Here is an 11,961-nt window from a genome sequence, read left to right on the forward strand (position 1 = left end):
GTGAATTAGTCTACGATTATTATACCATTTGGGCCTTCTGTTTTTAGCCTCTTCCTTTTCTCCCAAAGTGGCTTAAAAAGTTCGGTTTTCTTTTGAAAGCACGTCTTGCTTGGCTTGTGATTATTACATCAAGCCAATGAAACATTGAGAAAGTGATTATGTTTGTCACAAATATCATTCTACCAATAAATTCTTGTGTGTATTTAATATGCGGCATATCAAGGCCGACAATCTCTAATACTGTATTCATTGCTATAAATGAATATCTTAAGCAGCCAATGTTGACAGCCATAAAGCACACGAACGAAACGAAAAGTGTTATTAGGTGCTGCATTATAGTGCTTGTGTCTGAACCAATTGCCGAGCTGAATCCATACGCAATTATCGTTGAAAGATTTCTGTCGAGTATTGCAGCTATTTCCCAGTTGACTATGTAGAACACAAGGATTAAAGGACCGAAGAAAAGGTTGGATAAGAAGAAAGACCAAACCGTTTTTGCGAGCAGTTTTAGATTGTTCATGTCGTTGAAGCGTAAAAATGCTAGCAGTGCGAATGCCGAGGTTAAAAACACAAGCAAAGAATAGAACATGTTGAGCACGTAAAGAACATAGAATGGCCCAATCATTAGCGTTGTCATTAAGAATTTCAAAACCAGTGCAAAGATGTAGCCAAACAAAGAAGCTTTGAGGAAGAAATTTGCAAACGTTGACATGAATGAACCAACCTTTTGGAGAAAGTTTGGTTGGTTCCTTTTAGCTTTGTCTTTCTTAGAAAGTTTTGATTTCGACACGCCCGCTTTTTCGTCAGCTTTTGCTTGCTCACTCATCAGTTTCTGTTTTTTCTTGTCACCAAAATGCGTAGCCCCGTAACCAATTAGCTTCATAGCGATTGCTACTTCTGCAATGTCAATCATAGTTTCGCTGATTTGTTGCCCATATTTCTGTACGCAAGTGATTGGATAAATCGTTGATGCGCGGCACTCATCGAATTTTATTTGTGGATTTGCAAGAGATAAGCCAGTTGCTTGCATGAACTCTGCATTCTGTCCTGACGATGTTGCGTTTTCGCTGTAAAGGCTTTGCATGATAGCTTTTGAGTCTTTTAGCGTAGGAGTGCCTTTATCTTGTGTGTCGATTTTCAAGTCTCTGAAATCTTCACCAATCATCAAAGTCGCCTCTGGATACCCGTGAGATTTAGCCCAATCGTCATCGACAAATGTGCCCATTGCTTTCGTTTGAATGGTTTGAATCGGGGACGTGATGTTGAATTGGCTTTGTGCTGACTGAGTGAAATTCAAGTCATTTGTAAGACTAGGATGAGTCCAAAAGAAATTCAGTGCCGCTTTTTGTCTTGTTTCTTTAACTCGATTCACAATGTCAGTTGAGTACATTGCTTGTTGCAACTGAGCATTTATAGCTATTCGTATATTATAATATTCATCAATTAACGCGATTGTGAGTTCTTTAACTTTCGCTGCGTAAACATCAGATGCTTCTGTACCCATCACTTTCCAATCTGTTGATACACATTCAGATGAGCCAGCTCCTGCTGAACCAGCTCCTGTATGAGCGTCAATGAAATTCTTCGCCTCTATCCTGTGGCTTTCTTCTAATGAGCAAGTGTAGTTTATTCTCTGCAAAGCAATTTCATCAGACTTTGCCATCATGTTTAAAAATTCAGTTTTGAGGATGTTGGCCTGAGCGTCTTTGAAGAAATGAGAAACTGCAGTATTTGCTACTTCTTTGAATCCAGCTTCACTGTCTTTAAAATAAGCCTCCTTGATTGCTACTTTGAGTAATTCAGCTTTATTGTAAAGATTGTCTTTAACAGCGTAATCACGGTAGTTCTGGTTGTACCCAACGGCCTTTAAATAAGGAAGGTTTTCCCCCATAGATTCAGGGTTTTGCGCAAAGGTAATAGGGTCTGCTGACCACATTGTTTGGTTTGGGTCTTCTGCAAAACGGTGCTCGAAATCAATGCCGTCATTGTTGTTGGGTTGCCATACATCTACTGTCTTGTCTCTTACTCTCCAATCCGTTGTGTGATTGTGTAGGTTTTCGATTGAATTGTTGAAAGCACTCGATGAAGAAATGACCAGCGATGTTGATACAAATCCTGCGATTGTTGCTTTTGCTGAATAATAGACATTGCTGTTCTCTTTTCTTTTGTTCGCTTCTGCTACTGATTCACCAACTGTGGGCACTTCCAAGCCGCCTGAGAGCTGGTTGCTAAGATATGTAGAGATGACCATGTTTTCGAGCTGCAATGCTCCTTGCCCTGCTGCAAGGTTGAAATAATCGCTGACTGATAGGCTTCCGTTATGTCCGAAAAAACCCGGTATGAAACTGAATGCGCCCAAACCCATTACGCCAATAGCCACAAAGAAATTGTAACGGGGAGGGTTTCCGCTCTCGTCTGTTGAGAATTCTTTGCCAAAAATTGCTTTTGTCAATGTGATAACTGAGTTGAATATTATTACAATTAGAAAAACTAAGACTACGCCAAAAATCAAAATTTTCATTGTGCTAAAAGATTCAATGGTACGAGTATTAAAGTCTTTCTGTGATTGAGTTAAATCTGATTGAATCTCTTCATAGCTCGAATCGTTATTTTTGTTCTCCAAAATTGACGTGTAAATCGACTCCCCGAAAAAGGCAATTCTGATTTTTTGAGCAATATTTTGCGGGCAGATTTCAGAATCAAATGATTTTAAAGATTTACCATCGACACTCATGCCGCAATTTTCAGCAGATGCGAAAGCCGAACCGGAAAAAATGACAAGGAGGAAAAGGAATAGAGGCGCTAAACGTTTCATTTAAGATGCAGTAGTTTCAATCCATTATACCATTTGGTGTTACTGCTTTTTGACACAAGGCGAAGGCTGCAATGAGCGGGGAAGGCCACTCCCCATTTCTCTGAAATGGAGTGAAGGGGGACAGGTTGATGGTACGTGCGTAGCGTCTGAGCGTGCCTTTGGCTGTGCTGTGTCTATTAGGTAGGGCAGGCAAGGCAACGTACAATCAGTCCACAGCACCTTTGCCCCGCATTACTGAGTCAATCCTGTCTATGAATCACCTCGATCCGGTTGCGCTTTTCACGCTTGGCGACTTCAAAAATGACCTTGTGAAGCTCCTGACGGCATTTTCCTCTATCTATATGTGTGAACAGACAGCAGAAGGCGTGTACGTGGTCCAGCTCGACAAAGAGTCGAATCTGGTCGTAGACGACAAGCAAGCTCTGACTATCAAGCTTGATGACTTCAAAGCCTCAGTGAAGCCTTCACGCGATGGCGGAATACTTGAGATCCGCTTCCGTTCGGTCGCGCTGGACGTATACGGCACCAACGACACAGCCACTGTTATGGTTCCAGAAGGAAAAGGGCTTGTGTACAGGGAAGGGCAGAAGGTTGTGATGGTGTTCGGTGCTCATGCGTCAATAGAGACAGGGATGACCACCGTGCTCAAAAAGGCGATCTCGAAGGTCGTCAAATGGCGGAAAGGTGAGCTGACTTTCAAGCCAAGCTGAGAAATTCATGATGGTTCAAGTCATTCCCGATCACAAATTTTACTAAAAGTCAGGTTTATTACAATTATTTTCCTATATTGTAGGATTAAATAGTTATCAAAATACAAATCTTAAGATCGTTATGTTATAGGATATGAGCCTTTAATATTTCCAGTGTCCTTCTTCTTTCTCTTTTTCCTTTGATTAAAATATGACCAGCAAGTCTGCAAGCCTCTAATCTAAAGGCTTGTCAGCTTTTTGAAGAAAATTGAAAATTTAAATTGAAGATTTTAATAGATTTTAAAATACCTTTTTTTGGCATTTTCTTTTCAAAGGGTTGTATTTTCTGTTTTTCTGTGCCCTTGACAGATAAAACGGAAATAGATATCTTTTGCCTCGTCGAAACAACTGAGTTTCGGAAATAAAGTTTTACCGCAACAACTTAACAGGCGAAAGCCTCCTTATACGAGAATAGGAAAATATGAATGGTCTAGAAATTATTAAAGCAGTACGTAAAGAATATGACGTAATTGATAGCTTTACTTATTCCCCTGAAGTGAAATCATTTTTGCAGTCAACACTGCATCATGCGATTGTTGATTTGCTCAATGAAATAGATATTGTGGCTGATGAGGAATTTTCGAAATCAGAAGATCTAATTCATGCGGCAATTGCGAAGTCTTTTAATGTATATGCTTGTTTTCTGTATTTCTCTCTTACTGATCGTCATAAAATACTCAAATCTATACCTCATGTAGAAGGTGATGAGCTGGTATTTATATACAACGAGATGGTGAGGATGTTCAAGTTTATGTCGAAAAAAGAAATTCGGAAATATGCGATTAAAGCCCTTGATGAAACAATCGCTGAATGTCTAATCGTTAATTAGTCTGCAGTACTCGCTTAACCACGCACTGAGAAATGCGCTTGTCGTCTTTCGGGATATTTGAAAAGCCCAAATCTCAATGAGCAAGGGTTGCTCTTGGTGGTGGGCAATATATTAGAAGGCTTTTCAATCTAACTGGCATTAGTGATCTGAACCCTAGATTCAAAAAGGCTAAATAACACTAGCCTGTAATTGTTACACTTACATGCATTAACTGAAATGCTTTCACATTTCTAAAAGCAGTTTTAAACAATACTGCAATGCATACCAAAATAGTTAAAGTCTATTTCTCATCATTGGATTAGCCGGTGTTGTAGCACAGCTTCGTGTGTTTTTTGAGTATTAAATATATTGGTTCGAAAACAAAGCTTTTGGGATTTATAGATTCGGTTGTGAGTGAATGCCAGTCGAAAATCAATAAGCCGTCTGACCAGATCGTTTTTTGTGATTTATTTTCTGGATCTGGAAAGGTAGCAAATCACTTTAAGGATCGATTTAAGGTCGTAGCAAATGATCTTGAATATTATAGTTACGCTACTTTGTGTAATCTGCTTAATAACGATTCTTCAACAGCATATGAATGTAAGCCGATTTTAGAATACATGAATTATTGTATGGATGGTATGCAAGGATTTATTTATCAGAATTACAGTGAGGCTGGTGGTCGGATGTACTTCACAAATGAAAATGCCATGTTGATTGATGCTGGGATTTCTTTGGTATATGAGATGTATGAAAACAAGCAGTTGAATGACCAGCAGTTTTACTATTGTCTTTGCTCAGTGTTGGAGGCGGCGGATAAAGTGAGCAATACGACCGGAATGTACTTAGCTTACCTCAAAAAATTTACCACAAGTGCTTTAAAGCCAATCGTCTTCAAAGGCTTTGATTTGACTGAACCCGTGGCGAACAATGAAGTGTATTTAGGAGACGCTAACGCGCTTTTAAAGGAAGCGAGCGGAGACATTCTTTATCTCGATCCTCCGTACACTGCAACGCAGTACAGCAATGCTTATCACTTGTTGAACACGATGGCAAAGAATGAGCAACCTCAAGTTTACGGGATTACTGGGCGCCCGGAAGGACGCAATATTTCAGGTTGGTCAAGCAAGCGAAATGTTGAAGCTGAATTTAGAACACTGATTGAGTCTGCAAATTTTGAATTCCTCATTATGAGCTATTCGAACGAAAGTATTATGCCTGTTGAGTTGATCAGGGATGTGATGGGTTCGTTTGGAAAATACACTGTTCGAAAAATGGAACACCAGCGCTTCAAATCCAAGGCGGGGAATGAAAATTCTGTTGGTGGAAATACTGTGACGGAATATCTTCATGTACTTCACAAGGTTGGTTGAGTGAAAAGTAATATTGCAACATATTAACAGGCGAAAGCCTTAAATCGGAGAGTAATACCATGAATAAGAAAATTAAGAAAGTAAACGAATTTTGGGCGAAGGTGTGTCAGATGTACGACGAATCTACAAGGGAAAAAAGTTTATTCATTTTTCAAGACAATTATCACGCCGAAGAAATTGTGAGTATTGATAATTGGGATATTGACGAAGATGTAGGGCTGAGCTTTGTTACAAAATTGCAATGGTGTTCCTATGATCACGGTTGTACATGTTGGGAATATGGTTTATCTGAAATAGTTAGTGTCGATTCTGAAAAAATGATTCTTACGGTTGATGGCGGTACGAGATATAAATTCAGAGTGGAATATGAAGATTATAATTTTGGTCATGAACGTTCTAATCGGGAGTACTACCCCTTCTGATTCATGTGAGCAAGACCCTTCCGGTAATCGGTTTGAATCAGTTATATCCTCGGTTTAAGAAGAATTAAACTGATGCGCAATTAGTAACACCTACGTGCATTATCTGAAATGCTTTCACATTTCTAACCGCAGTTTTAAAGAATACTGCAATGCATACCAAAATAGTTAAAGTCTATTTCTCTTCATTGGATTAGCCGGTGTTGTAGCACAGCTTCGTGTTTCATGAATTATCTCGGGTCTAAAACAAAACTGCTTGGCTTTATCGATACTGTTGTTACTGAGTGTCAATTTAAAATCAACAAACCCGCTGATGAGATTGTTTTCTGTGATCTGTTTTCAGGATCGGGGAAAGTGGCGAATCACTTTAAAGATAGATTTAAGGTCGTAGCAAATGATCTTGAATATTATAGTTACGCTACTTTGTGTAATTTGCTTAATAACGATTCTTCAACAGCATATGAATGTAAGCCGATTTTGGATTACATGAATTATTGCATGGATGGTGAGCAAGGGTTTATTTATCAGAATTACAGCGAGGATGGTGGCCGAACGTACTTTACAAACGATAACGCAAAGAAAATCGATGCCGGTATATCACTTGTCTATCGTTTGTATAACGAAAAAGAACTGACTGAACAACAGTTTTATTACTGTCTTTGCTCTGTTCTTGAAGGGGCTGACAAGGTATCGAATACCACTGGTTTGTACACGGCTTATTTGAAGGAATTCAAGGGTTCATCAATTAAGCCTATTGTTTTTAAGGGCTTTCAGCTCAAAGATTCCGTGGCAGATAATGATGTGTATTTAGGCGATGCAAATGACCTTGTGAAGGCTGTGTCGGGTGATATTTTGTATCTCGACCCTCCGTACAACCAGCGCCAGTACAGCGGTGATTACCATCTGCTGAACACCATTGCGCAGAACGACAAACCTGAAATTGCCGGAATCACGGGCAAGCGAGTTGGAAGGGTTGGATCTCCGTGGTCTAGCAAAAAGAAAGTAGAAGACGAATTCAGGACGCTTGTTGAATCTGCAAATTTTGAATTTCTTGTTATGAGCTATTCGAACGAAAGCCTCATGCCGTCTGAGTTGGTAGGCGACATTATGTCAGCAAATGGCAAATATTCAGTTCATGAAATGGAACATAAAAGGTTCAGTTCTAAGAAAGGGCAAAAGAATGCTGAAGGCGGTGAAACCGTAACGGAATACCTGCATGTTTTACACAAAGCTGGTTGAATACCAAATGTAGTACCGCAACAACTTAACAGGCGAAAGCCAAAAATCGGAGTGTATTTATGAACGTATCAATCAATGAGTTTAATGAGTTTTGGGCAAAGGTTTGTCAGCTTTATAACGAGACAGGGGAAGGTGATAAAAGAGTATTTCTGTTTCAAGATAATTATGAGTGTGAAGAGTTGTGGGGTATTGAAGATCGAGAAAGTTTCGAAGATGGATCTATATATTTTACAACTAAACTTCAATTCTGCTCTGTAAAACATGGGTGTACAGGTTGGGAGCTTGAGCTTTCTGATGTGGCTGCAGTTGATGTTGAGAAAATGACAATTACTATGTTTGGAGACAGATTCAAAGTCAGAGTTGAAGATGAGGATTACGATTTTTCTTATGAATGGATGAATAAGCAATATTACCCATTCTGATGTTTTTAAGATGATTGCACAAGGCTGGATAAGTTTTTTGTTAATTTAAATTAACTAGTAATGGTGCATAGGTTGGTTTTGATTTGCTGTTTCAGTAATTCTGCTGAGACAGATAATTTTTAATGGTGATTGTATGGGAAAGGTAAGAATGGGCTTTGATGCCTCGGAAGCGAATATTGATGGCGTGAGAAGACGGGAGATAGCGCTTATAGAATCCCGCTCATTGTCTGATGAGCATGAAAAGTTCTTGAAGGATGTTTGCAACAAAGCATTGTCTCGATTTGCTAATGTGGAAGCAAAATATAATAAATCTTTAATCAATACTGACGCTAGTGTTATGCGTCATGCCATTCGAACTTATGGACTTCTTTCTCACATGGCAATTTATTTCATGCTCACTAATCGCAGAGTATTTTTAAGGCCGATTAAAAATAATCCTGATGCGATTGATAGTGATTTGATTATGTACAACGTTATCCTTAAGCAAACTCGAAACTTTTCTAAGTCGAAGTCAGTTGAGGCTGGACGTTTAATGCTTAATGTGTTCAGTATCGAAGTGCCTTAGTTGGCAGTATTTTAAAGTGCAAAATCCGATTTTTTAAAATGGTATAATAATCTCAATGAATGCAATTGTGTGTTCACCACAAAAGGTAAAAGAAAATGAGTACAAAATTTACGAAGGAAAATTTAAATGACATTATAGTAGAGTCAGTCGTTGATTCGTTGAATTTCAATAATGAGCAAGCGGTTTTGACAGCTAGGGGCGGAAGCGCTCAAGCGGATGAAACTTATTTTGAAAGATATTCAAACAACAAATCACACATATTGAAAAGCGCTGGTGTTGATGAGTCAGCTATTCCTACCAATGTTAATATTGAGAATATATTAGTTGCCAAGCAGATTTCTGATTTGATAAATCAAAGCCCTGAGTTAAGAGGGATAAAAAATCATATCTCAAATGGTAATGTTAAGATTGATGCGTCTGATGCATCTTCAGTTCTTAAGTTGAATTCTGAAAAATTGATAAAAAACGCTGCAAGCGATGTTTTATTAAGAGTGAGCAGCATTCATCATGAGCCAATTGGTAAAGGCTTTGACGTTTCAATTCCAGCATTTCACGGCGGCTCCATCCGCGCCCAAGACTTGGTTTCTGGTTTGAAAATTGCTGGTGAGTATGTCTCTGACTCTTTGCTCGAAATCAAGAGCAAGCTTGATTTGAAGGTCGAAGATAAGCAAGCGTCTAAACCGAAACTAAAAATGTAAAATCATAAGCAATATCACAAGAGAGCCATAGGCTCTTTTTTGTTATCTGAACTCCGTAGATTCGCTACACTCTCACGTACAAACCCTACCTTATATGGAGGAAACGCTATGTGCGGTCGATTCGTGATGTTCAGAAGCCTCGATGAGTACGTTCAGGAGCTAGACCCTAAACACGACCTCTTCAAAGCGGCTGACAAGACGCCTGTTGAGCGCTACAACATCGCGCCTTCTACTGATGTGCCAATCATCCATACACACCCTGACGGCCCTCAGATCTCATCAGTTCACTGGGGATGGAAGCGTGAAGTGACATGGCCAAAGCCAAAGGTGGTTCAGCCTATTAATGCACGCATAGAGACGATTGCGAAGGGGAGGTTCTACAAGGATCTGTTCCCTGACCACAGGGCGCTGATACCCTCTGATGGGTGGTATGAATGGGTGCAAGAAGTGCCCGGTGAGAAGAAGCAGCCTTTCTTTATAAGACTCAGAAGTCACAAGCCAATGTTCTTTGCTGGGTTGGCACAAGTCGAGCCGGGACCATCACCAGATGAGCCGCCGGGCTTTTTGATTATCACTGCTGATGCCGAGGGTGGGATGGTGGACGTACACGACAGGCGTCCCGTTGTGCTTTCCCCTGAGATTGCTCGGGAGTGGCTACAACCTGATTTGACCAAGGATAGGGCCAAGGAAATTGCTAGGGACCGTGGAGAGCCTGCGGATGAATTCGAATGGTATCCGGTGAGTAAAGATGTTGGAAATGTGCGTAACAAAGGGGCTTATCTCATAAAGTCGATTACCTAAATGGTATAATTGACTCATAACAAAATTAATTAAAATGAAGTCGGAAACTAAAAAAAACGGCGTAGAACATGATAAGTATTTTCTTGATGGCGAGTGGTTAACAACGCAAGAATTTATCAATGCCTTTAAAGAGTTTATTGAGTGTAATGAAAAAGAAATGGGTGCAAGCCCTGATAAATCGTTCTACGATAGCGCTCGGGTGACTTCTGGCGGTGAGCGAATAAATGAAATAGTATTTGATTCAAGTGATTCTGTTGAGAATATATATTCCCAAAATCATGTTTTCAGTGCGGAGCCTATCAATAAGGTAAATGAAGAACGTCCTTGGACAGGCGGGGTTGTTGTCGCTGAAACTGATTTTACTGAGGATGAATCTAGTCTCGTATATGAAATTCGTGAAATGATTAAAGCTATTGCTGCTTACCATATGCACACTTTCAAAAATACTTCGTTAGGGTATGTGATTTGTGCAGAAAAAAGAAAGCTCAATATTTCACACGACGGATTAGTTGGTGGCTATTTTAGTGTCGAGCCATTCGACGGCTTTGACGATTATGATTTTTGGATTAATAAAGTCAAAACTAGTTTATACGGAACTGTGATTGCAGACAATATTGCATTTCACCTTTCAAAGACAAAGGGCGCTAATGGTAAATTTCGTTAAATAGAAATGGTATAATTCGAGTATCAAATAAACTGAAATAAAATGAATATATTAAATGATAGAGAGTATCAAATTTACATCCTCAAGTATTGTGCATTGGCCTATGTTCCTCCATTTTTACTAGCGGTATTATTTGGCGCATCACTAGATGAAATCATAATTGCGTTTACTGCATGCCACCTTTTTAGTGCTTGGGTTTTGTTGCACGAAATAAATCAACGCGTTGAAAATAGTTCTGCTGCATTAATTGAAATATTAATCAATGAGTGTAAGTCACGTACGAATATTGATAAAATTAAATGACTACAAATTCTGCAAACAAAAAGGAGCCTTTTGGCTCCTTTGTTATACGTGCTGTGCAGTCAATTTCACACCCAAAGCATTTACCAGCTTCAATACCGTGTCATAGCGGGGCTTTGCACCCGGTGCCAGCGCTTTATAGAGGCTTTCGCGGTTGATACCTGCATCCTTCGCAAGCTGACTCATTCCACGCGCCTTTGCGACTTCTTGCAGCGCACGAAGGAAAACGTCAGGGTTTGGGTCTTCCAACGAAATGGTCAAAAATTGAGCAATCTCGTCCTCGTTGGTTAGATAGTCAGATGCTTCAAAGACTTTGAGTTCTCTCATTTTCTATCTCCTTGCTCGATCTCATCGAGGATGGACTTCGCAAGCTTAATGTCACGTTTCTGTGAGGACTTGTTGCCTCCACACAGTAGCAGATAGACCACTTCACCGCGCCTTGTGTAGTACACGCGGTAGCCGGGTCCGACGAAGATCCGCATTTCTGAAATGCCTTCTCCTACCGGCTCACAGTCTCCGAAATTACCTTCCTGTGCTGACATGATACGGCTGATGATTCTAAGGCGTGCCTGTACGTCTTTAAGACCTTTCAGCCATGCGTCAAATTCGTGGGTTCGGATGAGTGTGTTCATGGGTCGAGTGTAGCCGAACGGCGACACTCAAGCAACGGTGTTGATCAATATTTGATCAGGTGGGGCTTGCGTTGATGTTGCTCCCGGTATGAAGAGGAAGCTCAATGTCTTTGTATTTCATGACCAGCTCGCCCACACGCGATAAATCAGGGGTTCTGCTTGCAGGGCTTCTGCCTGTGGTTGAGAAATGCTCAGAAATGAATCTGTGGCTTAATCCACTAGGGAAGATGCCCTTTGCCAAACGCTTGGCTAGCTCAAACGTCATGTCCAAGCCTTCAATATCAGCAATGTAGTTTAATGAATCTATTTTCAATTGTGCTCGTTCTGCTCTTGCAATCGCAGATATTGCAGCGGCTTGCATAGCGCGAGCGTGTCTATCGTTATAGGGTTTGTTACTCATAATGTCTCTGTTGGTTTCATACTCCTAATTGTAACATTTCGAAAAAGCCTAATTTGTGCTTACGGTAATATTCCGG

At 40.1% G+C, this 11,961-nt stretch carries 15 protein-coding genes; 11 read left to right on the forward strand and 4 right to left on the reverse strand.

The annotated features are described in order from the left end of the window. Positions 1-43: 43 nt before the first annotated feature. Entirely contained in the window at positions 44-2,815 is a 2,772-nt protein-coding gene (locus CJU81_RS05935) for a DUF805 domain-containing protein (protein WP_095035884.1), read from the reverse strand. A gap of 251 nt (positions 2,816-3,066) precedes the next feature. Here CJU81_RS05935 and CJU81_RS05940 point away from each other — a divergent pair, with 251 nt between their 5' ends. From CJU81_RS05940 to CJU81_RS23700, 11 genes are all read left to right on the forward strand, one after another. Continuing rightward, positions 3,067-3,525, forward strand: coding sequence for a hypothetical protein (locus tag CJU81_RS05940; RefSeq protein ID WP_441007404.1), 459 nt, complete (start codon positions 3,067-3,069; stop codon positions 3,523-3,525). Positions 3,526-3,985: 460 nt separating this feature from the next. Beyond that, positions 3,986-4,393, forward strand: a complete 408-nt coding sequence (locus CJU81_RS05945; protein WP_095035885.1) for a hypothetical protein — start codon at positions 3,986-3,988, stop codon at positions 4,391-4,393. Between the two features lie 332 nt (positions 4,394-4,725). Continuing rightward, complete coding sequence (locus tag CJU81_RS05950) at positions 4,726-5,745, forward strand: DNA adenine methylase (protein ID WP_153404196.1); 1,020 nt, start codon at positions 4,726-4,728, stop codon at positions 5,743-5,745. A gap of 59 nt (positions 5,746-5,804) precedes the next feature. Then, complete coding sequence (locus CJU81_RS05955) at positions 5,805-6,167, forward strand: hypothetical protein (RefSeq protein ID WP_095035886.1); 363 nt, start codon at positions 5,805-5,807, stop codon at positions 6,165-6,167. A gap of 222 nt (positions 6,168-6,389) precedes the next feature. Then, a complete protein-coding gene (locus tag CJU81_RS05960) occupies positions 6,390-7,403 on the forward strand; it encodes a DNA adenine methylase (protein WP_095035887.1) in 1,014 nt (337 codons plus the stop codon). 59 nt (positions 7,404-7,462) lie between these two features. Then, positions 7,463-7,825 carry a hypothetical protein gene (locus tag CJU81_RS23695; RefSeq protein WP_141232571.1) on the forward strand — a complete coding sequence of 121 codons (363 nt, stop codon included), beginning with the start codon at positions 7,463-7,465 and terminating at the stop codon, positions 7,823-7,825. A gap of 133 nt (positions 7,826-7,958) precedes the next feature. Further along, positions 7,959-8,390 carry a hypothetical protein gene (locus CJU81_RS05965; RefSeq protein WP_095035888.1) on the forward strand — a complete coding sequence of 144 codons (432 nt, stop codon included), beginning with the start codon at positions 7,959-7,961 and terminating at the stop codon, positions 8,388-8,390. A 95-nt stretch (positions 8,391-8,485) separates the two neighbouring features. Then, positions 8,486-9,088, forward strand: a complete 603-nt coding sequence (locus CJU81_RS05970; protein WP_095035889.1) for a hypothetical protein — start codon at positions 8,486-8,488, stop codon at positions 9,086-9,088. 108 nt (positions 9,089-9,196) lie between these two features. Then, positions 9,197-9,889 (forward strand): SOS response-associated peptidase, encoded by a 693-nt coding sequence (locus CJU81_RS05975; protein WP_095035890.1) that lies wholly within the window; start codon positions 9,197-9,199, stop codon positions 9,887-9,889. A 34-nt stretch (positions 9,890-9,923) separates the two neighbouring features. Next, on the forward strand, positions 9,924-10,553 hold the full coding sequence (locus CJU81_RS05980; protein ID WP_095035891.1) for a hypothetical protein: 630 nt from the start codon (positions 9,924-9,926) through the stop codon (positions 10,551-10,553). A 42-nt stretch (positions 10,554-10,595) separates the two neighbouring features. Next, positions 10,596-10,856, forward strand: a complete 261-nt coding sequence (locus CJU81_RS23700) for a hypothetical protein (RefSeq protein ID WP_141232572.1) — start codon at positions 10,596-10,598, stop codon at positions 10,854-10,856. 42 nt (positions 10,857-10,898) lie between these two features. Here the strand turns inward: CJU81_RS23700 and CJU81_RS05985 are convergent, their stop codons facing one another. Genes CJU81_RS05985 through CJU81_RS05995 form a run of 3 tightly spaced genes read right to left on the reverse strand, consistent with a single transcriptional unit; the run spans position 10,899 to position 11,885 of the window. Next, the gene (locus CJU81_RS05985) at positions 10,899-11,180 is read right to left on the reverse strand and encodes an addiction module antidote protein (RefSeq protein WP_095035892.1); all 282 of its coding nucleotides are present in this window, start codon (positions 11,178-11,180) and stop codon (positions 10,899-10,901) included. Continuing rightward, a complete protein-coding gene (locus tag CJU81_RS05990; protein ID WP_095035893.1) occupies positions 11,177-11,485 on the reverse strand; it encodes a type II toxin-antitoxin system RelE/ParE family toxin in 309 nt (102 codons plus the stop codon). Before CJU81_RS05990 ends, CJU81_RS05985 begins: the two co-directional genes overlap by 4 nt. 55 nt (positions 11,486-11,540) lie before the next feature. Beyond that, entirely contained in the window at positions 11,541-11,885 is a 345-nt protein-coding gene (locus CJU81_RS05995) for a hypothetical protein (RefSeq protein ID WP_095035894.1), read from the reverse strand. Between the last annotated feature and the right edge of the window lie 76 nt (positions 11,886-11,961).

Origin of the sequence: Pseudomonas fragi (genome assembly GCF_002269505.1) — a bacterium.
In the GTDB taxonomy this organism is placed as follows: domain Bacteria; phylum Pseudomonadota; class Gammaproteobacteria; order Pseudomonadales; family Pseudomonadaceae; genus Aquipseudomonas; species Aquipseudomonas fragi_D.